The organism is Metabacillus bambusae (assembly GCF_017497975.1).
GTDB classification, from domain to species: Bacteria; Bacillota; Bacilli; order Bacillales; family Bacillaceae; genus Metabacillus; species Metabacillus bambusae.
The window spans coordinates 99,204-121,655 of the sequence record NZ_JAGDEL010000008.1; the positions used below are offsets into that span (position 1 = coordinate 99,204).

Annotated in this window: 19 protein-coding genes; 18 read left to right on the forward strand and 1 reads right to left on the reverse strand. The window is 35.2% G+C overall.

What is annotated here, in order from left to right:
* The 11 genes from I7822_RS12685 (at position 1) to mmsB (ending at position 12,852) form a co-directional block, all read left to right on the forward strand.
* On the forward strand, positions 1-837 hold the full coding sequence (locus I7822_RS12685) for a carbohydrate ABC transporter permease (protein WP_207978619.1): 837 nt from the start codon (positions 1-3) through the stop codon (positions 835-837).
* Positions 838-889: 52 nt separating this feature from the next.
* Positions 890-1,537 carry a YesL family protein gene (locus tag I7822_RS12690; protein ID WP_207978620.1) on the forward strand — a complete coding sequence of 216 codons (648 nt, stop codon included), beginning with the start codon at positions 890-892 and terminating at the stop codon, positions 1,535-1,537.
* Positions 1,538-1,600: 63 nt separating this feature from the next.
* The gene (arfA, locus tag I7822_RS12695; protein WP_207978622.1) at positions 1,601-3,103 is read left to right on the forward strand and encodes an arabinosylfuranosidase ArfA; all 1,503 of its coding nucleotides are present in this window, start codon (positions 1,601-1,603) and stop codon (positions 3,101-3,103) included.
* 544 nt (positions 3,104-3,647) lie between these two features.
* On the forward strand, positions 3,648-4,655 hold the full coding sequence (locus I7822_RS12700) for a substrate-binding domain-containing protein (RefSeq protein WP_207978623.1): 1,008 nt from the start codon (positions 3,648-3,650) through the stop codon (positions 4,653-4,655).
* Between the two features lie 29 nt (positions 4,656-4,684).
* On the forward strand, positions 4,685-5,035 hold the full coding sequence (locus I7822_RS30455) for a hypothetical protein (protein ID WP_307847741.1): 351 nt from the start codon (positions 4,685-4,687) through the stop codon (positions 5,033-5,035).
* Positions 5,036-5,044: 9 nt separating this feature from the next.
* Positions 5,045-6,499 carry a sensor histidine kinase gene (locus tag I7822_RS12705; protein WP_307847748.1) on the forward strand — a complete coding sequence of 485 codons (1,455 nt, stop codon included), beginning with the start codon at positions 5,045-5,047 and terminating at the stop codon, positions 6,497-6,499.
* A gap of 12 nt (positions 6,500-6,511) precedes the next feature.
* A complete protein-coding gene (locus I7822_RS12710) occupies positions 6,512-7,741 on the forward strand; it encodes a response regulator transcription factor (protein ID WP_207978625.1) in 1,230 nt (409 codons plus the stop codon).
* A 238-nt stretch (positions 7,742-7,979) separates the two neighbouring features.
* Positions 7,980-8,615: a protein kinase family protein gene (locus I7822_RS12715; RefSeq protein ID WP_207978626.1), complete on the forward strand. Its 636-nt coding sequence runs from the start codon at positions 7,980-7,982 to the stop codon at positions 8,613-8,615.
* Positions 8,616-8,963: 348 nt separating this feature from the next.
* Positions 8,964-10,052, forward strand: a complete 1,089-nt coding sequence (chvE, locus tag I7822_RS12720; RefSeq protein WP_207978627.1) for a multiple monosaccharide ABC transporter substrate-binding protein — start codon at positions 8,964-8,966, stop codon at positions 10,050-10,052.
* Between the two features lie 53 nt (positions 10,053-10,105).
* Entirely contained in the window at positions 10,106-11,641 is a 1,536-nt protein-coding gene (gene mmsA / locus I7822_RS12725) for a multiple monosaccharide ABC transporter ATP-binding protein (protein ID WP_207978632.1), read from the forward strand.
* Positions 11,642-11,706: 65 nt separating this feature from the next.
* The gene (gene mmsB, locus I7822_RS12730; protein ID WP_372442154.1) at positions 11,707-12,852 is read left to right on the forward strand and encodes a multiple monosaccharide ABC transporter permease; all 1,146 of its coding nucleotides are present in this window, start codon (positions 11,707-11,709) and stop codon (positions 12,850-12,852) included.
* Positions 12,853-13,069: 217 nt separating this feature from the next.
* On the opposite strand, the gene I7822_RS12735 is transcribed toward mmsB, so the two are convergent.
* Complete coding sequence (locus I7822_RS12735; RefSeq protein ID WP_207978635.1) at positions 13,070-13,318, reverse strand: alpha/beta-type small acid-soluble spore protein; 249 nt, start codon at positions 13,316-13,318, stop codon at positions 13,070-13,072.
* A 132-nt stretch (positions 13,319-13,450) separates the two neighbouring features.
* On the opposite strand from I7822_RS12735, the gene I7822_RS12740 reads away from it, so the two are divergent.
* From I7822_RS12740 to I7822_RS12770, 7 genes are all read left to right on the forward strand, one after another.
* A complete protein-coding gene (locus I7822_RS12740) occupies positions 13,451-14,653 on the forward strand; it encodes an alanyl-tRNA editing protein (RefSeq protein ID WP_207978637.1) in 1,203 nt (400 codons plus the stop codon).
* 468 nt (positions 14,654-15,121) lie between these two features.
* Positions 15,122-16,261 (forward strand): GntR family transcriptional regulator, encoded by a 1,140-nt coding sequence (locus I7822_RS12745; RefSeq protein WP_207978639.1) that lies wholly within the window; start codon positions 15,122-15,124, stop codon positions 16,259-16,261.
* 140 nt (positions 16,262-16,401) lie between these two features.
* Positions 16,402-17,625, forward strand: a complete 1,224-nt coding sequence (locus I7822_RS12750; RefSeq protein ID WP_207978641.1) for a sn-glycerol-1-phosphate dehydrogenase — start codon at positions 16,402-16,404, stop codon at positions 17,623-17,625.
* Positions 17,618-18,325 carry an HAD family hydrolase gene (locus I7822_RS12755; RefSeq protein WP_207978642.1) on the forward strand — a complete coding sequence of 236 codons (708 nt, stop codon included), beginning with the start codon at positions 17,618-17,620 and terminating at the stop codon, positions 18,323-18,325. Before I7822_RS12750 ends, I7822_RS12755 begins: the two co-directional genes overlap by 8 nt.
* A gap of 442 nt (positions 18,326-18,767) precedes the next feature.
* Positions 18,768-20,099 (forward strand): ABC transporter substrate-binding protein, encoded by a 1,332-nt coding sequence (locus tag I7822_RS12760; protein ID WP_207978823.1) that lies wholly within the window; start codon positions 18,768-18,770, stop codon positions 20,097-20,099.
* A 128-nt stretch (positions 20,100-20,227) separates the two neighbouring features.
* Positions 20,228-21,118, forward strand: coding sequence for a carbohydrate ABC transporter permease (locus I7822_RS12765; RefSeq protein WP_207978644.1), 891 nt, complete (start codon positions 20,228-20,230; stop codon positions 21,116-21,118).
* 36 nt (positions 21,119-21,154) lie between these two features.
* A complete protein-coding gene (locus tag I7822_RS12770) occupies positions 21,155-22,042 on the forward strand; it encodes a carbohydrate ABC transporter permease (RefSeq protein ID WP_066331323.1) in 888 nt (295 codons plus the stop codon).
* Positions 22,043-22,452 lie beyond the last annotated feature (410 nt).

Genomic DNA, 22,452 nt, shown 5'->3' on the forward strand with positions numbered 1-22,452 from the left:
ATGACAAAAAAAGAAAAACTATTAACATGGTTTCTAATTGTAGTTATGGCGGTTATTGCATTTCTAGCCATATCTCCATTATTAAGCCTTTTGGTTTCTTCACTCCGTCCTTCAGCTGAATTAATTCGAAATGGTATTACTTTATCTATACCATGGAATGAGCTAAGTATAACAAACTATGTAAATATGTTTACGAATGCAGGTAACTATTGGACTTGGTATATAAACAGTTTATTGATTTCAGGACTTACAATTGTCTTGTCATTATTTTTCTCATCAATGGTTGGTTATGCTCTTGCTGTCTATAAATTTAAAGGGCAACAGTTCTTTTTCATTTTGGTTCTATTGATTCTAATGGTACCTTTCGAGATTCTAATGTTACCTTTATATCAATTAATGACAACGTTAGGAATGATCGATAGTTATATTGCAGTTATCTTACCGATGATTGTGGCCCCAGTTGCGATTTTCTTTTTCAGGCAGTATGCACTTGGATTACCAAAGGAGTTAATGGAATCCGCAAGAATGGATGGCTGTACAGAATATGGAATCTTTTTTAAAGTAATGGCCCCATTAATGCTACCATCCTTTGCGGCAATGGCAATACTTCAAGGGTTAGGCAGCTGGAATAACTTTTTATGGCCTTTAGTTGTTCTTCGTTCCAATACGATGTTTACGTTACCAATTGGGTTATCTACTTTACTTACACCGTATGGTAATAACTATGATGTTTTAATTGCTGGTTCAGTAATGACTGTATTACCTGTCATTGTCCTGTTCTTGTTCTTCCAACGTTATTTCATTTCAGGATTAGCTGTTGGTGGAGTTAAGGGATAACAGTAGCTTCACATCATGTTTCTACAAGTCATATGCCATAGGAGGAATAGCAGTGGAGGGGAATCAATTAATAAATAAACTCAATTCACTATTTTCGTGGGTGACCAAATTAGCATATGTAAATGGTTTATGGATGTTGTTTAGCTTAGTAGGATTCATAGTGGTTGGGTTCTTTCCTGCGACCGTTGCCATGATGACTATTTGTAGAAAGTGGTTAAATGGAGAAAGTGAAATACCTATTTTTAAAACCTTTGTAAAAACCTATAAGTCCGCGCTTATATCCTCTAATCTTTTAGGCTGGATTTTAGCTGGAGTTGGGGTTCTACTATATATTAATTTTCTTGTCCTTCAGGCGAATACAGGGCAGATTAACGTTGTAACAATTTCTGCTTATTATCTGTTTCTGTTCTTTTTCCTGATCACAGTTTCACATGCTTTACCAGTTTTCGTGTATTATCGCGTTTCATTTTTTTCTTGTATTCGGAACGCATTTATTATGGGATTACTCAATGTGCATCTTTCGATTGCGATTATCATTAGTCAATCAGCATTTTTTTATTTGATGTTTTCATACCCAAGCACAGCGGTGTTTTTCCTAGGAAGCATTCTTTCTGTCATTCAAATGTGGCTAGCTCTACTGTCCTTTAAAAGGATTGATAAAAAAGCACTGAAGAATAAATCCGTTGAAGCCATTGTTTAGAGGTATATGAGTAATCTCTATTGTGAAAAACTAAAAGGTTAAATTAAGAAAGGAAGATGGAAAATGGTAGTACAAGCAAAAATGACAATCGATAAAGAATTTAAAATTGGAGAAATCGACAAAAGAATTTATGGTTCTTTTATTGAACATTTAGGAAGAGCAGTTTATGAAGGGATTTATGAGCCAGATCATCCGTCAGCAGACGAACAAGGCTTTCGTTCAGATGTTATCGAGTTAGTAAAACAATTACAAGTTCCATTAGTAAGATACCCAGGTGGGAACTTTGTGTCAGGTTATAATTGGGAGGATGGAGTAGGTCCTGTTGCAGAGCGTCCTAGGAAATTAGATCTAGCTTGGAGAACAACTGAGACGAATCAAATTGGTACAAATGAATTTATGGATTGGGCTAAAAAGATTAATGCAGAAGTAAATATGGCGGTTAACTTAGGAACACGTGGGATTGATGCTGCTCGTAATCTAGTAGAATACTGTAACCATACATCTGGCTCTTATTGGAGTGACTTACGTATTTCACATGGATATACAGATCCCCATAAAATTAAAACATGGTGCCTTGGTAATGAAATGGATGGTCCATGGCAAATTGGCCATAGAACAGCTCATGAATATGGCCGTGTGGCAGTCGAAACAGCGAAGGCAATGAAATGGGTTGATCCAACAATTGAACTAGTAGCTTGTGGAAGCTCAAACCGACATATGCCAACCTTTGCTGAGTGGGAGGCGACTGTATTAGATCATACGTATGACCATGTCGATTATATTTCCTTACATACGTACTATGGAAATCGTGATAATGATTTAGGTAATTATTTAGCTCAATCAATGGATATGGATCAATTTATTTATTCTGTTATTTCAACTGCAGATTATATTAAAGCGAAAAAACGCAGCAAGAAAACCATTAATCTATCATTTGATGAATGGAATGTTTGGTATCATTCAAATGATGCAGATAAAAAGATCGAGCCATGGTCGATTGCGCCGCCACAGCTTGAGGATATTTATAATTTTGAGGATGCATTATTAGTTGGCAGCATGCTGATTTCAATGTTAAAACGAGCAGATCGCGTGAAGATTGCATGTCTTGCCCAACTAGTTAACGTTATAGCACCAATTATGACGGAAAAAGGTGGGGAAGCTTGGAAGCAATCAATCTTCTATCCATATATGCATGCATCAGTCTTTGGAAGAGGAACTGCCTTACATTCAACTGTTTCATCCCCTAAATATGATAGTAAGGATTTCACTGATGTTCCATACCTTGACACAGTTTCTGTTCATGATGAGGATAATGAAACGCTGACAATCTTTGCTGTGAATCGTCATCAAACTGATGTACTTAGTCTTGATGCTGATGTTAGAAGCTTTGAAGGCTATAAAGTAGTTGAGCATATTGTGCTTGAGAATGATGATGTTAAAGCAACAAATCAGCATAATCGTTCAAATGTTACTCCTCATAGTAATGGTGACGCTAGTGTGGATAACGGCCAGTTATCAGCAAATTTCTCTAAGCTTTCTTGGAATGTTATTCGCTTGGCGAAGTAAGGACATTGTTACTTTAGAGGCTAAAAAAGAAAAATACACGCTAAATTACAAGGTATTAACGATAAATCACAGTACAATTCAATCTTAAAAATGAGCTTGGAGTCTTTTTCTCCGAGCTCATTTACATGTAAAGTGTTATATGTTTTCCTCTACTCACTTCATTTTCCAAAAACACATCCTCATTCTTTTTAAATGTTGATTACATGATGTAGTGTTTGTCCTATTATGTAAAGGCTCTTTTCTAAGAGATTGTTGCTTTTAAAACGAAAACTGTTTAAGGTTGATTGGAACGGATTGCGAGACTCCTGTAGGAGGCTCACCGCTCGCCCCGCTGAAAGCGAGCAACTCTCGCTGCAATCAACCACACCGCACTTCTTGGTAAATAGTAACAAAGTTTGTGAAAACAGCCTATATAAAAGAGTGGTTCGATCTCTGTATCTGTAAATTCCAGATGCAAGATTGTACGTACAAGAGTATAATAGGTTGAACATACTAAAATAATAGCTTTTTTATACTGAATTTCCCAACTAGAGGTGATTTGCAAGTGAAAAAACTTTTAATTGTTTATGTCTTCTTATTTTCCATCTTTTTCATTTACTTGTATAACTATCACTTAAAGGAGCCTCATACAAGTCCATTTGGTCAGATTGAAGAACGATTACAAGGTGAAATTGGCGAAAAATATGTATTGGTCACATTTCAGGCTGGAATCGATTATTGGAAGAGTGCCATTAAAGGTTTTGAGGATGCGGCAAGTGAACTGAACGTTTCAGTTGAATATCGTGGTGCAACTCAGTATGATTCCCATGAACAAATAACAGTTTTAGAGCAAGTAATCGCTAAAAAACCAGCTGGTATTGCATTATCTGCGATCAATCCATATGAATTAAACACAACGATTAATAAGGCAGTTGAAGCTGGTATTCCTGTTGTTTTATTTGACTCTGATGCCCCTGCAAGTGATGCTTACTCATTTTTAGGAACTAATAATTATGCAGCTGGTGTAACGGGTGCACATAAAATGGCGGATTTACTTGATCATAAAGGGAAGCTTGCTGTTGTCACATTGCCTAATCAACTTAACCATAAAGAAAGAACGGATGGCTTTGTCGAAACAATTCGTAATGAATATCCTGACATGGAAGTAATAGCCATAGAAGATGGGAAAGGTGATCAGCTCCGTTCGGAACAAGCCGCTGCAGAAATCATAAAGCTCAATCCGGATATTAAAGGGGTATTTGCAACAGAAGCAAATGGTGGAGTTGGAATTGCGGAAGCAACCCGGTCATTAAAAAAGGAAAAGGCGATCAAAATTATTAGCTTTGATACTGACAAACAAACTCTTGATAAGATAAAGGAAGGCGTTATTTCTGCTACATTAGCTCAAGGTAGTTGGAACATGGGTTATTGGTCCTTACAATTCCTGTTCCAGCATAATCATGAAACATCTACTCAGCAACAGAGTGTCCAATCTGCTATTTTACCAAAGTATGTTGATACAGGAATTTCAATTGTAACTGATGAAAATGTCGAAGATTATTATGCAGACTGAATCTACCCGAGAACGAGAGATGAAATATAATGAAGCAACGAATCTTAAAACTAAATAATTTTCCAATTAGGCATAAAATCATTACTTTATTGCTATTAATAAGTATTTTACCTTCAATTGGTTTAGGCTTCCTTACTGGATTTACGGTTGATCGTATTATCGATAAACAAGCAACCCAACATACACTTCAACTAATCGGACAAGTTAATAAAACATTGGAATCATATGCGAGTAATATGCAGAATATTAGCTATTTGCTTTCAATGGATCCAGAAATAGAAAATTTCCTCAGTCAACAAGAGATAAGGAGTAATCAAACTGAGGAAGAGTTATATTCAATCCGTCAATTTATGCAAGGGCTTTCAACGTTATACCCATAAGTTGCAGGGATTTTAGTCGTAAATGGCCAAGGAGATTATATAAGTAATGAACTGTACTCAAGGTCTGAAACTAATCTGACAGAAGAATCCTGGTACGAAGAAGCGGTTAAAAATGAAGGGATATTTAAAATTCTTGGTCATCCTGCTAATCGAAAAATTACTAGTCATGTTAATTATAAAAATAGTGAAGTGGTTACAGTTGTTCGGGCAATCTTAGAGCCTGAAACACAGAAGGTTATGGGTGTTGTTTTAATTGATTTAAAACTACGAGTAATTGCAGAAGCAACAAAAAATGTGAAACTAGGCAAATCTGGATACTTGATAGTAATCGATGAAAATGGAGAAGAGATCTATTCTCCTGCAAAACCACTAATTAACGAAATTCCAAAGCAATTACTAAAAAGTGGTGATTCAGGTTCATATTCTGAGAAGGTTGATGGAAACACTCTGCAATTTATCTACCAAAAGCAGCCTTTTACAAATTGGACAACTGTAGGGATCTTTTCAACAAAAGAATCTGTCATTGAGGTAAGAACGATCCATTTATATGTTATATGCTTTGTCTTTTTTGTCTGTTTATTTGGAGTAACAGCCTCCTATTATCTTTCAAATTCAATGTCAAAGCCGATTGTTCAGCTGATGTCATTTATGAAAAAAGTAGAATCTGGCAATCTCTCCATTCGCTATAAAGGTGATCGAAAAGATGAAATAGGGATGCTTGGGCGTAGTTTTAATAAGATGATAGTAAAAATAAATAGTCTTATATCTCTGACAGAGAGACAAGAACGTCAAAAGAGAGAAGCTGAGCTCCGAAGTCTCCAAGCACATATTAAACCACATTTTCTATATAATACGTTAGACACCATTAGCTGGATGGCAAGGAAACGAGGAGCGGACGATGTTGCAGAAGTGGTAGCTTCCTTATCAAGATTGTTTCGTATTGGTTTAAGTAAAGGCAATGATATTATCCTTTTGACTGACGAAATAACCCATATACAAAGTTATTTAAGCATCCAAAAAGCTAGGTATCGCGATAAACTAAATTATTCAATTAATATGGAACCAGAAATTCATGATGTAATGATTTTAAAGCTAGTTTTACAACCAATTGTAGAAAACGCAATTTACCATGGAATAAAAGAAAGAAAAGGACCAGGCTTTATTACTATACAAGTAAAAGGTAACCAAGACTGTATAATCATTACCGTAACGGATGATGGCAAAGGAATCCATAGAGATAAACTTGAACTTCTTAGAGAAAAGATGGATACCTTATACAATCTAGATGTAGAAAAAGGGAAACCAGTGGACTTTGGTTATGGGATGATGAATGTTCAGGCAAGAATTAAATTAACATATGGGGACCAATATGGCTTAAGCATTGATAGTCAATTAGGCGAAGGGACAACCGTCACGATTCATCTTCCTATTCAAAGAAATAGTATCAATGCTGATAAGTCCTAAGGGGGGAATAATGTGAATAATCCATTTTGGAAAGTGTTAATAGCTGATGATGAGCCAGTGATACGGGAAGGAATCCGAGATTCTGTAAATTGGTCTTCTCTGCAGATGGAAGTAAAAGCTGAAGCTGAAGACGGGGAGGAAGCATTGGAGCTAGCATTGGAACACTCCATTGATATTTTATTAGCAGACTTAAATATGCCAATAATGAATGGAATTGCGTTAATAAAACAGATTAGAGAAAAACTACCCCAATGTAAAATAGTCATTATTACTGGACATGATGAATTCACATATGCTCAAGAAGCTGTAAGATTAAATGTGACAGATTACATCTTAAAACCAGCTGATCCAAATCAATTAAAACAAGTATTAGAGGGTGTTCGACTAGAGCTCGAAAAGACTGTAAAGCAGGATCAGTATTTAGAAATGGCGACTAACCAAATTTCTAAAAACTTGTCTATGTTACGAGAACAGTTTTGTCGAGACTGGATCGAGGGACGTTTAGAGATTACTGACATTCAAAAGCAATTACAATTTTTGGAGCTGCCTTTAAGAAGTCCAAAAGTAATCGCTGTCCTACAATGCCCAGAATACTTTGCAAATAAACCTTTAATGAAAGAAAAAGAAAAACAGATGTTTATGTTTTCAATTGAAAATATCGTTTCAGAATTACTTGATCCATACAATAAAGTGATTTTTCACGATGAAACCGGGCTGATTATTATTATTTTATGGGATTGTGTACCTGATGAAATATTTAAGAGAATAGAAAAAGTAATACAAGAGTTTTTAAAAATGACAATAAACATGTATGTTGAACTAGTTGAGGGAGAGTTGGGAGAAGTTTCAGTCGTATATAGACAATGCAAGGAGCTAATGAAAAAGGAGTCAACCATCTCTCCTATTGTTCGTCGTGCAAGACACTATATTGAAACACATTATACAGAACCTACGATTACTCTAGAGTTAGTTGCAAAAACTTTGCAAGTTTCACCTGTCTATTTAAGTAGAATGATTAAGCAGGAGCTCGGAATGTCTTTCGTTAGTTTAGTAACCAATATGAAAATGAAAAAAGCGATCCAGCTGTTAAACTCTACAGATCTGCCCATTGTAGAAATTGCTGAGCAAGTTGGTTATGATACACAGCATTATTTTAGCACAGCATTTAAAAAGGTGATGGGGGTTTCGCCGATTAAGTATCGGAAAAATTCAGGTGAAGTTAAGTGGGACAATAGTTATTAATTGACCAGTAGGTGAATAGAAATTATAATAGTCATAAATTTCATTCCTTTTTCCTTTTAAAGGGGAGTAGCTGTACAGCAAAGTCGTCAATACGGGTTTTACCTCGGCTTTGTTGGCAACGGGAGTTGTTTGCGAGACCTTTACCACTATTTGGTGAGGTCTTTTTTTATACTTTCTTTTTAAATTAAACATCTTGTTAACATATAACAATGATAGATTTGAGAAAGGAGTTGATTCGATGAATAGTAATGAATATGCAAATACCATTGTGTTTGAAGTGAAAAAAGGAATCATACGAGTAAATCAGCATCACAAGGATCTTGAATTAATCGGAACTGGTAGAAGTGCCTGTGTATTTAGAATAAAGGGTACGAACAAAGTAATAAAAATATTTCCACCACAATTTATTCATATTGCCCAAGTAGAATCTGATATTTATAGATTGTTAACACATATCGACTATTTTCCAACTATATATGAAACAGGTTCAAATTTTCTTACGATGGACTATATTAAAGGAGATACACTTTTTTCATGCTTAAATAAAGGAATTCCTATTAATGAAAACCATATTACAGAAGTTGAACATATATTAGCATTAGTTAGAAAAGCAGGGTTAAATCCTTCTGATATTCACTTGCGAAATATCATTATCACCCCTGACAACAAAATAAAGATGATTGATGTTGCCAGATTTAAACAACAAAAGCATTGCACCCAATGGGATGATCTAAAGAATGCTTATGATCGCTTTTATAAGCACCGCTTCTTTCCAAAAAGATTACCAGAATTTCTTTTGAATTTTATTGCCGCATTGTATAAAAGAAAAATACTAGTTTTAAATTTAGCTAATAAGAAGAAGGTATCAGGTTGAGATTAGTTTAGAAGTCTGCTTTCATAAAAGCAGGCTTTTTTATACTATCAGAAATTATATTTTATGGTTGATAGTATAAGAAAAACTAAGGCTTGGCGACAAGCAAGTTTTTCTAAACGTAACGAAAAATGAAAGCGGTTTAAATAAAGTTAAATTTTTATAAAAATAGTTGTTTTATTAAAAAGACCGTCTTATAAATGGGTGATATATTGTAAGTACTATCAGAGTTTAAATAAAGATAGTGTACTAAAAAAGGCACTCGCCATTAGGAATTGGTGACCCTAAGTTTTTCTAACCATTCATTTTAAAGAATTTACCACATGAGAATAAAGAAAGGGGGAAGCCCACATGAAAAAGAAACCGCTTACTATACTGCTGGTATTCGTAATTGTATTGGCTTTGACTATGACAGGATGTGGAGTCAAAGAAACAAGTGGGGAATCAAAAGGATTTATTGGGATTTCAATGCCAACAAAGTCGTCTGAAAGATGGGTTAATGATGGAGAAAATATGAAAAAGCAATTTGAAGAGCTTGGCTATGAAACTGATTTGCAATATGCAGAAGATATTATTGAAAATCAAACTGCTCAAATTGAAAATATGATTACTAAGGGTGTTGATGTGCTAGTTATTGCACCAATTGATGACAGGTCTGGGTTAACAAGCGTACTAGAGAGAGCGAACAAACGTGGGATAAAGGTTATCTCGTATGATCGTTTGATTCAGCATAGTGAATATGTTGATTACTATGCAACCTTTGATAACTTCAAGGTAGGGGTTTTACAAGGAACATATATTGAAGAAAAATTAGGGTTGAAGGAAGCAGAAGGCCCTTTTAATATCGAAATCTTTGCTGGTTCACCAGATGATAATAATGCGTACTTCTTCTTTGACGGGGCGATGTCGATTCTTATGCCTTATATTGATTCTGGTAAGTTGGTTGTTAGAAGTAATCAAATGAAGTTTAATCAAGGTGCCACATTAAGATGGGATGGAGCACTTGCCCAATCAAGAATGGATAATTTACTAAGTGCTTATTACTCATCAGAACGGGTTGATGCGGTTCTTTCACCATATGACGGTATAAGTATAGGAATTATTTCTTCCTTAAGAGGGGTTGGATATGGCAGTGGAGATAAACCGATGCCAGTAATCACCGGGCAAGATGCTGAGCTTGCTTCGATTAAATCAATCATTAACGATCGACAAACACAAACCGTGTTTAAGGATACAAGGGAGCTAGCTAAGAAGGCTGTAGAAATGGCCGACGCTCTCATCAATGGAGAAAAAGCTGAGGTAAATGATACAAAGACATATAATAATGGCAAAAAAATTGTCCCAGCGTATTTATTAAATCCAGTGTCTGTTGATAAGACAAACTATGACTCTGTATTAGTAGAAAGCGGCTATTATACAAAAGATCAGCTTGGACAATAATGTAGAAAATTCTAGAATTCTAGTGAAAAAGACGAATGTAGGTGTGGTGAAAAATGTCAAAAATAATCCTAGAAATGCGGAATATTACGAAGGAATTTCCAGGTGTTAAAGCACTTGAAAACGTAAATTTACAGGTCAAAGAAGGAGAGATTCATGCCTTATGTGGTGAAAATGGGGCAGGAAAATCTACACTAATGAAGGTGTTAAGTGGTGTATATCCACATGGCTCCTATACAGGTGACATTCTGTTTCAAAATCAAGTTTGCAGCTTTAAAAATATTAAACAAAGTGAAGAATTAGGGATCGTTATTATCCATCAAGAACTAGCTCTTATTCCTGAATTATCAATTGCTGAGAACATTTTTTTAGGCAATGAAATAGCTAATAGCGGTGTGATCAATTGGAATATGACGACAATGAAAACGAAGGATTTGCTTCAAAAGGTAGGTCTAACCGAATCTCCAAATACGAAGGTTGATAATATTGGTGTAGGTAAACAGCAATTAGTCGAAATTGCGAAGGCATTATCAAAGAAGGTGAAGCTACTTATTTTAGATGAACCTACAGCTTCCTTAAATGAAGATGACAGTGAAAACCTATTAAATCTTCTATTAGAATTTAAAAACCAAGGAATGTCAGCGATTATTATCTCGCATAAATTAAATGAGATTGAGAAGGTTGCAGATTCGATTACGATTTTACGAGATGGCCAAACAATTGAAACCTTAAATATAAAAAAAGACAATGTAACAGAGGATCGAATCATTAAAGGGATGGTAGGTAGAGATCTCACAAACCGCTATCCAGCAAGAACTCCCAAAATTGGACAAACCATTTTTGCGGTGAAAAATTGGAATGTATTCCATCCATTGCATTCAGATCGAAAAGTAATCGATGATGTCAATTTTCATATTCGTAAAGGTGAAATTGTTGGGATCGCCGGTTTAATGGGAGCGGGTCGTACCGAGCTTGCGATGAGTATTTTTGGTAAATCGTACGGAAAGAAAATCAGTGGGCAAATTATGAAGGATGGACAAGAGGTTCAATTTAATGATGTAACAACTGCAATTGATCAAGGAATGGCCTATGTTTCTGAGGATCGAAAAGGAAACGGTCTCATTTTAATGGATGACATTAAACAAAATATTACCTTAGCAAGCTTAAATAAAATTTCAAAGCAATCGATTTTAGATAAAAACAAAGAAATCATTGTTGCAGAAGAATACAAAAAGAAGTTAAGGATCAAAACACCAAGTATCTTTCAAAAAGCAGGAAATCTAAGTGGAGGAAATCAGCAGAAGATCGTGTTAAGTAAATGGATTTTCTCAGAACCTGATATTTTAATCTTAGATGAACCGACACGAGGGATTGATGTTGGGGCAAAATATGAAATTTACTCGATTATTAACGATTTAGCAATGGATGGAAAAGGAATCTTAATTATTTCATCAGAGCTTCCAGAGCTATTAGGGATGTGTGACCGAATCTATGTCATGAATGAAGGTAGCATCACAGGTGAGGTAACAAAAGCGGAAGCTAACCAAGAAAAACTTATGACCTATATGACAAAAAGTAAGGTAAGGAGGTAATTATTATGCAAACACAGGTGAAAAATAGTCAACCTAGTTTGAACAAAGAGTCTGCATTTAAATCAATGATACGGAACAATATGCGTCAATATAGTATGGTCATTGCGCTTATCTTTATTATGGTACTATTTCAAATTTTGACAAATGGTCTATTGTTGCAGCCTTTAAATATTACAAATTTAATTTTGCAAAATAGTTATATTTTAGTTTTAGCAATCGGTATGGTGTTAGTCATCATTACCGGTCATATTGATCTCTCAGTAGGCTCTATTGCAGCGTTTGTGGGTGCAATATCAGCGATCTTAATGGTGAATTATGAAATTCCAACCTTTCTAGCGGTTATTATTTCGCTACTAGTAGGTGGAATAATCGGTGCATGGCAAGGATTTTGGGTTGCCTATGTGAAAATACCAGCCTTTATTGTTACATTAGCAGGAATGCTTCTATTTCGAGGGTTAACAATGATCGTACTAGAAGGGAAATCAATCGCACCATTCCCAGAATCTTTTCAAAAAATAAGTTCAGGGTTCATTCCTGACGTTGCGAGTGGTGGTTCACTCCATTTATTAACAATCATTATCGGTCTCGTTTTATCAGTCATTATCATTTTCACTGAGGTGAAAAATAGAAGAACTCAATTAAAGTACAACTTTGAAGTTCCATCTGCAGGCATGTTTGTTTTAAAACTTATTGGTATGGTGGCATTGCTAAATGTATTTACGTATATCCTTGCTACGTATGAAGGAATTCCGAATATATTAATCATCCTAGCAGTATTAATTGTGATCTATACATTTGTCACAAATAAGACGAAAGCAGGACGACATGTTTATGCTATCGGAGGAAATGAGAAAGCAGCACAATTATCTGGTATTAAAACTAAACGAATGACATTTTGGGTATTTGTTAATATGGGCGCTCTATCTGCCCTATCTGGACTTCTCTTTGCAGCACGTTTAAATGCTGCAACACCGAAAGCAGGTAATTTATTTGAGCTTGACGCAATTGCTGCTTGTTTCATTGGTGGAGCTTCAGCATATGGTGGAATTGGCACAGTTCCTGGTGCGATAATCGGTGGATTAGTCATGGGTATTATGAATAACGGTATGTCTTTACTAGGCTTAGGAATTGACTGGCAGCAAGGAATTAAAGGGTTAGTCTTATTAGCAGCTGTTGCATTTGATATTTATAATAAAAATAAAGCTTCTTAACATCTTTAAATGAAAGTGGGCTGACTCCTAATGAGTCAGCCCATTTGTTCACATTTAGGAAATTATAAAATTCTTGAACTGTGGATAAGCGCACGACATCCAGCTCCAGCGCCTAGCCCCTCTAGGGTCTAGCTAATTTAGAATTGAAGGCAAAGAACGCCTTCTATTCTAAATCATCTTATTTGCCTTAGGGTGATCAAGGCGCTTGCGTTTTTGTTTATTTTTTCAATTGTTGCTCAGCCATTTTTACCATTTCTCGCACCATATTGCCACCGAGATTTCCACCGATTTTTCCAGCTTGTCGAGAGGTTAAGCTCCCATTGTAGCCTTTTTTAAGCGGCACGCCTAGCTCTTTTGCTATTTCATACTTGGCTTCATCAGGTGTTTTAGTGTTAGCAACCTTTGCTTTTAATTGATTTACACCTTGCTTAGCATTTGGAACAAGTATTTTATTTCTATTGGCCATGATTAATCCCTCCTTTTAATCATAGTTTCTTCAATATTAGACATTTATATGAAACTTTCAACTCTACGATTTTTTTAAAGAGATGTGCTATAGTAAAAGCAAATAGTGAGTGTAAAGGTGAGTGTAGGTACAATGACCACGGAGAAAGTTTATTACCAAGACCCATACAAACAATCAATTACAACAAAGCTTGTCATGCAAGCTCAAGATGAAAACGGTCGTTTTTACGTTGTATTAGAAAAAACAATCTTTTACCCAACAGGTGGTGGACAACCACATGATACTGGAAATATAAATGGTGTTCATGTGTATGAAGTCGAGGAAATGGATGGAGAAATAAGGCATTATGTTGAGCAACCTATTGAAATTCAGAACAAAATCGCTGGAGAAATAGCTTGGGATCGTCGATTTGACCACATGCAGCAACACTCTGGTCAACATATTTTATCAGCAGCTTTTGAAGAAGTTTATGGCTATAAAACAGTTAGTTTTCATTTAGGAAAAGAACTGTGTACGATTGACCTAGAAATTCCGAATCTTACTGAGGAAGAAGCGAATCATACAGAGGAATTGGCAAACAAGATCATTCTTGAAAATCGCCCAATTGAAACGAAGTGGATAACAGAAGCTGAGCTCTCACACTATTCTTTAAGAAAAGAGTTGTCTGTATCCGAAAATATTCGTCTTGTCATCATTCCTAATTTTGATTATAACGGTTGCGGTGGAACACACCCAAACTCAACCGGACAGGTAAGCTCTATTAAAATTTTAAATTGGGAGAAACATAAAAACTATATTCGACTACATTTTGTTTGTGGTAACAGAGTCCTTAAGCAGCTTCATGAAAAACAGAGTGTTATTCAAAGCTTGACTACAATTTTAAATTCTCCACAAGGACAAATGAAGGATGCTGCAAACCGGTTATTACAGCAGTCAAAAGAACTTGAAAAAACAGTGGTAGAATTAAAGGCCGAGCTTCTTCAGTATGAGGCTAGGTCTCATATTGCAAATGTACAAATCATACACGAAAGAAAAGTAGTTCAAGTTATTTTTAAAAACCGTCCGATTTCAGAATTGCAACAGTTAGCACGCTCAATCACAAATGTTACCAATGATATTCTAGTACTTTTAATAAGTGAAAATGAAGACAAACTACAACTTGTCTGCTCTAGAAGTAAAGAGATAAATGGAAATATGAATCAACTACTAAAAGGTGTATTGCCTGTTATAAATGGAAGAGGCGGAGGAAATGATTCGTTTGCACAAGGTGGTGGAGAACGAACGATTTCAGCTGAACAGTTAATGAGAGAACTAATGGATAAAAGTATGGATTAATGTAACTTGTTCGCACAATAGAAAGAGTTAGTTTTAAATTTGAATCTAAGTGAAAGACTCTTTTCTAAGAGATTGTTGCTTTTAAAACAAAAACTAATTCAGGTTGATTGGAACGGATTGCGAGACTCCTGCGGGAGCAGCGGGACAGGTGAGACTCATGTAGGCGTTTATGCCGAGGAGGCTCACCGCCCGCCCCGCAGAAAGCGAGCATCTGGAGTGGAAATCAACCACACCGCATTACTTGGTAAATAGCAACAAAGTTTGCGAAAACAGCCAAGTGAAAAAACTAAATCACTACATAAAATTGGTGTAATATATAGTTCCCAAGGAATTACTAATAAAAAATAAAACAATATTTTTATAAAGAAGCGGAAAGAACATTTTAAAATTGTATGTTCATAGTGTATAATTAACTTAGTTGTACGAATGAGTTAATTCGGTAGCATACAAGCTGAAAGTGGTGACATAATGGCTCAACAAACAAAAGCCAGCATGGTGAAGCAAAAAATTAAGTCCTGGATTATCGAAGGAAAAGTTTTGCCAGGTGAAAAAATATATTCAGAAAATGAGCTAGTTAAGATGTTTGAGGTTAGTAGGCATACCGTTCGTCAAGCTGTCGGCGACCTTGTTCATGAAGGATGGTTGTATAGAGAGCAGGGAGCAGGTACGTTTGTCTCAAATAAACCCGCTCAAACTCAAAGTCAGCCTGTTAGTTTAACTGGGAAAAATATAGGAGTCATTACAACCTATATATCTGATTATATCTTCCCATCAATTATTAAAGGGATAGAATCGTATTTGTCTGCTCATGGCTATTCTTTAACATTTGCTTGCACGGATAATGATCCAGAAAAAGAAAAGCAATGCTTGGAAGCGATGATAAACCGTAATATCGATGGATTAATCGTAGAACCTACAAGAAGTAGCAGTTATAATCCAAATCTTCACTATTATTTAGAAATGGAACAAAATAATACTCCTTATTTGATGATCAACCAATACTATCCACAATTAAATCCTCCAAATATTATTTTAAATGATGAAAAAGGTGGATTTATTGCAACTGACCATTTAATTAAGCTAGGTCATCAAAAAGTAATTGGTTTATTCAAAAGCGATGATATTCAGGGATTAAATCGGATGCAAGGGTTTATTAGAGCATTTAGAGAAAATAATATTCCGTTTTTCTCAGAGATGATTGTAACCTATACAACGGAAGAAAAAGAGGATACATTGCCCCATAGATTAAAAGATATTCTTTTGTCTGAAGAAAATAGACCAACTGGAATCGTTTGTTACAATGATGAAATTGCGATTAATGTATTGAATTTATTAAGAGAACTTGAAATTAAAGTACCTGATGAGATCTCTATCGTTGGTTATGATGATTCTTATTTAACTGAAGCATCTGAAACGAAGATTACCTCTGTTACCCACCCGAAAATGGATATGGGGATTGAGGCAGCAAAATGGATTGTTGCAGCTGTAGAAAAAAGAGAAAAAGAATCTATTGAAAAATGGCAGAAGATCTATGATCCTGAATTAGTTATTAGAAACTCAACAAGTGCAGTTAAAAGGAATCAATCTGAAAACAAACATGTTATTTAAGGACTACCCCCCTCAACAATTAATTCAAAATACTTAGTCTGAGGGGTTTGCTGTATCCTATTGTTAAAGCAATCTAAGCGAAAAAAATAATTTTTTATACACGTCTTTTAGTAGTTCTCAGTCGAATAGGGGGAAATAAAATGATCGCTTTAAACGAACTTTCGAACCTGTCCAAAGCATGTACGTGTGGAAATCAGCATTATGAGATTACGATAGATAAAATTGTTATTAGCCATGAAGCGTTAAAGCAAGCTGTCTCTTATACGAAAGACCAATCGTTTCAAAACATTGCTATTATTGCTGATCAGACAACCTTTAAAGTAGCAGGAGAGAAATTGTCAAACCTGTACAAAGAATCAAATGTAAACCATGAAGTAGTAATCATTGAAGCTAATGAAATGAATGATGTGATCGCGGATGAAGTTTCATTAATAGAGGCAATGCTAGGAATCTCTCAGGATACAGATGTTGTTATTGCAGTAGGATCCGGAACAATTCATGATATTGCTAGATTCGCAAGTTTTAAAATGGGGAAGCCTTTTATATCAGTTCCAACTGCTCCATCTGTAGATGGTTTTAATTCAATGGGGGCACCTGTTGTGATTAAAGGGGTAAAAACTACATATCAAATGCAGTCTCCAATTGCGTTATTTGCAGATATCTCTATTTTACAAGAAGCGCCGAAAGAAATGATTGCTGCGGGATTTGGTGATATGATCGGCAAATATACATCACTAGCAGATTGGAAGTTTTCGCATCTTATTGCAGGTGAGTCCTATTGTCCTCTTTCTGCACAGCTAACAGAGGAAGCACTAGAGGATTGTGTGAAACATGTTGATAAAATTTCAGAAGCCAATGAAGAAGGAATTAAGATCTTGATAGAAGCACTTATTCAATCAGGGTTGGCGATGCTTTTAGTAGGTCATTCCTCACCAGCATCTGGTGGAGAACATCATTTATCCCATTATTGGGAAATGGATTTCCTTAAGCAAGGTAAAGCACAAGTACTTCATGGAGCTAAGGTTGGCGTCTCAGCACAACTTATTTTAGATTTATATAAAAAAGAAGTCCTTCAGCTAGTATCTTCTACAAAGCGTTTAGTAGATTTAGATGTAAATTCTAAGGATAAACTTAATAAAGTCATTGAAAAACAGAAAGAAGTTGTTGAGGTATTAAACTCTTTACCTGACGCAACCATATTAGCACATTTATTACAAAAATTAGAAGGTATTGTACGTCCAACTGAACTTGGAATTAGCTCTGAACTTGTACGAAACAGTTTGCAGGAGGCACACCTACTAAGAAATCGCTATACAATGCTGAAATTTTGGAATGAGCACGTCGGGATTCATCAATATGCATAGCTTAAGAGAAACTGAGGCTGTTTTTTTTGACCTTGACGATACATTATACGATCAATTAGCTCCATTTCAACGGGCATTAGATCATTTTCGGATCGATTTAGCAAACACTAATGTAGAGGAATTATTCAAAAAGGTACGATATTTTAGTGACGTTCTTTGGAAAGTACATACAAGGGGAGAAATTAGTCTTGAGCTCTTACGGATAGAGAGGGTCAGATGCGCTTTTAACGATTTTGGTCTTTCGTTATCGAACCAACAAGCAAGTGAAGTACAGGAACGGTATGAATTTGAGCAACAGCAAATAAACCCTTTTCCCGAAGTGATTTCAATTATAAAGGACTTACAATCAAGGAAATCAACTGTTGGCATCTTAACGAATGGTCCTGTTCAGCACCAAATGAATAAGATCAAAGCGCTTCAAATTGATCAAATTATTCCACCAGAAAGGATTTTTATCTCTGATGGAATCGGAATAGCAAAGCCTGATAAAAGGGTGTTTGAGTACGTCCAAAGACAGGTGAACATAGAGTCGAATAAATGCTGTTATATTGGTGATACGTGGGAAAATGATGTTGTGCCACCAATTGAAGCAGGCTGGACTAGTATATGGTTTAATCATCGAAAAAGGGAACCTCAATCCAACCATATTCCGCTTAAGACGATTATGAATTATGATAACTTTATGCTTAAACTACCTTGATCAATTCTTTTAATGAGCTTTTCAGAACAGGTATTATTAGGATTAATATATGAGGTATAAACGTAAAGGTCAGATTTTCCATTAGGAAAACTGGCCTATTTATTATGCTAAGTTTTATTTAACTAAGATATTACTAGGGTTAATCCATAATATAACTTTACCGCTAACTGTTAGAAAATAAGGGAAAATAATACAAAACAACAATAAATGTACGTACATATAAAATAAATTTTAATTTAACATGTACTAATTTTCTTAAAAAAATATTGACATGTACGAACAGGTATAATACTATTATCTTAGAGAAGCGCTTACATGACAAAACAATAAATTTATTTAGTTTTGTAGGAATAAACAGAATTGTTAAGTAAGTCGCCCTTATCTATCAAACAGTTTTGGGGGGATTAAATTGTTTAAAAAGTCAAAAAAGAAATTAAGCAGAATGATGTTAATGGCTATGTTGGTTGTAGTTATTACTAGTGCGCTAAGTGCATGTAGTAGTGGTAGTTCTGGTGGTAGCGAAGATGGGAAAGTTAATCTTACATTTATGTTCAGTGGACAACCTCAAGAACAAACAGCTTACAAAAATGTTGTGAAAAAGTTTGAAGAGGCACATCCAGATGTAAAAGTAAAAACAGTTGTAACAGCTGGTGATCAATATGATACGAAATTACAGGCAGCAATTGCTGGTAAAAGTGTTCCGGATGTATTCTTCTATAATCCTGGTAACCTAAAAGCATATGTTAATTCAGGTGTTTTAAAGGATATTACTGATTTAGTTGAAAATGCTGAAGGTGCTGACATAACTAAGATTTGGGAATCAGGTGTTAATAAATACCGATATGATGGAGAAGTTGCTGGACAAGGTGCGATTTACGGTTTACCAAAAGATTTAGGGCCTTTCGCATTTGGCTATAACAAGACAATGTTTGAAGAAGCTGGTATTCCATTACCAGATCCAGACAAGCCTTACACTTTAGAAGAATTTTTAGAAGTAAATAAACAGTTAACTAAGGATAAAGATGGCGACGGCAAACTAGATCAATGGGGAACAGGACTTAATGTTAACTGGTCATTACAACCATTTGTATGGAGTAATGGTGCAGATTGGTTAGATGAAACACATACAAAAGTTACGATTGATGATCCAAAATTCATTGAGGCATTACAGTACTTTGCTGATTTGCAAAACGTTCATAAAGTAACCCCTTCCATTGCAGAAGGTCAAACACTTGATACGTACCAAAGATGGATGCAAGGTCAAATTGGTTTCTTCCCAGTTGGTCCTTGGGATATGGGAGCTTACAAAGATTTAAAATTTGAATATGATTTATTACCTTGGCCAGTTGGTTCTACAGGTGAAACACAAGCTTGGATTGGTTCATTAGGTATTGGTGTATCTAGTAAAACGAAACATGCAGAACTCGCAGCAGAACTTGCATTATATTTATCAGCTGATGAAGAGGGACAACAAGCATTAGTTGATCAACAAGTTCAATTACCGAATAATACGGATGTTGCTGAAAAATGGGCTGCTGATACGTCAATCAAACCTGCAAATAAACAAGAATTCTTAGATATCATTGGTGAACATGGTCGCGATTTACCGACTAACTTTACGTATACTGGCGAATGGTATGATGAATTCTTCAAAAATATCCAACCCGTTATCGATGGTAAGAAGACAGCTGAAGAATATGTAAAAGAAGCACAACCTAAAATGCAAGAGTTATTAGATAAAGCAATTAAGCAAGAAGAGCAAGCAAAGAAATAAGACTAAATAAAATCAGTCAATTCCAAGCGGTGCTAGAGAAATAGGCTAGCACCCTATTAACTTATTAAACTCTCTAATGGTAGATTAAGGTTTATCATGTAACCTTTTAAGAGAAATGGGGAGAAAAGATGAAAACTACTTCTAAGCTTTATCAAAGCGAGAGACGAAATGCTTACTTATTTGTCGCTGCACCTGTCATAGGATTTTTAATATTTACGTTAGCTCCAACACTATATTCTCTTTATGGATCGTTTACAAACTGGAATGGTTTAGGACAAATGAATTTTATCGGTATACAAAACTATATAGACTTACTTACAGATGAATCCTTCCATAAAACAATGTATAACACATTGTTTATGATGCTAGGCATTCCGATTGGATTAGTATTGGCACTTTTGCTTGCACTTGGATTAAATAGAGCAATCATTGGAACCCAAGTATTTAGAGTCCTTTACTATGTTCCTGTAATCTCATCTTTAGCTGCGATTTCGATTTTATGGCAGTGGGCTTACAATGGAGATTATGGATTAGTTAACCAGTTTTTGGGAATTTTTGGTATCGAAGGTCCAAGCTGGTTAATGAATAAGGATACCGTAAAACCTGCGTTAATCCTTATGACGGTATGGAAGGGATTAGGATATAGCATGCTTTTATATTTAGCTGCTCTGCAAAGTGTTCCGAAAACATATTACGAAGCAGCAAGGCTAGATGGAGCTAATGCTTTTCAAGTATTCAAAAATATTACATTGCCAATGGTTAAACCAGTTACATTTTTCATCGTTGTAACATCGATAATTGGTGGTGCGCAAATCTTTACAGAAATCAATGTCATGACACCAACAGGTGGTCCTGAATATTCATCAGCAACTGTTGTATTTTATATTTGGCAGAAGGCTTTTGGAAACTTTGAAATGGGTTATGGATCTGCAATGGCAGTCGTATTAGGTCTCTTTATCTTTGCCGTCACTTACATTCAATTTAAAATGAATGAAAAGTCATCATATGATCTTGATTAATTTTTGTTATGCTCAGCTTAGAAAGGAGTGGAAGTAATGGAGGTTGTTTTAGAAAAAAAAGCAGAGACTAAGGTGAAATATAGATCAGAAAAGCAAAACAAGAAAATAACAAATATCATTATTTTCATCTTGTTGTCAATCGGAGCTATTTTCATGGTGGCACCACTTTTGTGGATGGTTTCTACATCCTTTAAAGATATTCAAGAAGTATATGCACTTCCTCCTATATGGATTCCTGAATCATTTGATTTTATTAAATACAAGGAAATTTGGGAAAAGGGTCCACTATTAAATGGAATTTTTAATAGTTTAATCGTCGCAGTCTCCGTAACAGTTATTGGGACATTTACTTCTGCTTTAGCAGCATTTGCTTTTGGGAAAATGAATTTCCCATATAAAAATCAATTGTTCCTATTATTATTAACGGCAATGATGATTCCATATCCAGTTGTGATGATTCCACAATTTATGATTTTCTCACAAATTGGTTGGGTTGATACGTTATTACCTTTAATTGTCCCTGGTTTGTTTGGAAACATTATCATGATTTTCTTCCTAAGACAATATTTATCAAGTGTTCCAAACTCAATTATTGAAGCTGCAAAGATCGATGGTTGCTCTTACTTTAAAATATTCTATAAAATAATTTTTCCGTTAGTTAGACCAGCAGTTGCTGCACAGTTGATATTATGGTTTATGGCAATTTGGAATGATTATCTTGGTCCGATTTTATACTTGAATTCACCTGAGAAACAAACATTACAACTTGTTATCGCAAATTTTAATTCTACTTATGCGATTCAAAGTGATTATCCATTAATCATGGCTGCATCTGTAGTATCGTTGCTACCAATGTTAATTGTATTTATTATCTTCCAAAAACAGATTATCGAATCTGTTGCGATTTCAGGGGTTAAAGGATAAACAGTGTAGTTATACGTACTACTTTCATCTCTGTAAATGTAGAATGAATAGTCGGAATATTAAACAAACTAAATGTCGGTGGCAGTGTTAACGGGTAAACTAGCTAGCCTAATCTACTAATAAAGCTAGACTAGATTAGGCTAGCTAGTTTACCGACTCCTGCCACTTTTTCTTTGTTTGAAAATAAATAACTAGGAGCTGGACATATTTACTTAACCAACTCCATCGCCCGGGTTTATGATTTTGATGAAATATGATTCGTCTTCATTTATGAATCTTGAATTTTTACTAAAATTAAATTTTTTTAAGAGAGTGTTTTAATCTAAATTGATTAGCCGAGCGGAAACGAAAGTAACCAAGTGTTTAAAAATAAGGCTGTTTTAACAAACTTTGTTGCTATTTACCAAGTA

Excerpts from the sequence above, each read along its gene's own strand:
- I7822_RS12685 (WP_207978619.1), top strand. The coding sequence starts at position 1 with ATGACAAAAAAAGAAAAACTATTAACATGGTTTCTAATTGTAGTTATG.
- arfA (WP_207978622.1), top strand. The coding sequence starts at position 1,601 with ATGGTAGTACAAGCAAAAATGACAATCGATAAAGAATTTAAAATTGGA.
- I7822_RS30455 (WP_307847741.1), top strand. The coding sequence starts at position 4,685 with ATGAAGCAACGAATCTTAAAACTAAATAATTTTCCAATTAGGCATAAA.
- I7822_RS12715 (WP_207978626.1), top strand. The coding sequence starts at position 7,980 with ATGAATAGTAATGAATATGCAAATACCATTGTGTTTGAAGTGAAAAAA.
- chvE (WP_207978627.1), top strand. The coding sequence starts at position 8,964 with ATGAAAAAGAAACCGCTTACTATACTGCTGGTATTCGTAATTGTATTG.
- mmsA (WP_207978632.1), top strand. The coding sequence starts at position 10,106 with ATGTCAAAAATAATCCTAGAAATGCGGAATATTACGAAGGAATTTCCA.
- mmsB (WP_372442154.1), top strand. The coding sequence starts at position 11,707 with ATGATACGGAACAATATGCGTCAATATAGTATGGTCATTGCGCTTATC.
- I7822_RS12735 (WP_207978635.1), bottom strand. The coding sequence starts at position 13,318 with ATGGCCAATAGAAATAAAATACTTGTTCCAAATGCTAAGCAAGGTGTA.
- I7822_RS12740 (WP_207978637.1), top strand. The coding sequence starts at position 13,451 with ATGACCACGGAGAAAGTTTATTACCAAGACCCATACAAACAATCAATT.
- I7822_RS12745 (WP_207978639.1), top strand. The coding sequence starts at position 15,122 with ATGGCTCAACAAACAAAAGCCAGCATGGTGAAGCAAAAAATTAAGTCC.
- I7822_RS12750 (WP_207978641.1), top strand. The coding sequence starts at position 16,402 with ATGATCGCTTTAAACGAACTTTCGAACCTGTCCAAAGCATGTACGTGT.
- I7822_RS12755 (WP_207978642.1), top strand. The coding sequence starts at position 17,618 with ATGCATAGCTTAAGAGAAACTGAGGCTGTTTTTTTTGACCTTGACGAT.
- I7822_RS12760 (WP_207978823.1), top strand. The coding sequence starts at position 18,768 with ATGATGTTAATGGCTATGTTGGTTGTAGTTATTACTAGTGCGCTAAGT.
- I7822_RS12765 (WP_207978644.1), top strand. The coding sequence starts at position 20,228 with ATGAAAACTACTTCTAAGCTTTATCAAAGCGAGAGACGAAATGCTTAC.
- I7822_RS12770 (WP_066331323.1), top strand. The coding sequence starts at position 21,155 with ATGGAGGTTGTTTTAGAAAAAAAAGCAGAGACTAAGGTGAAATATAGA.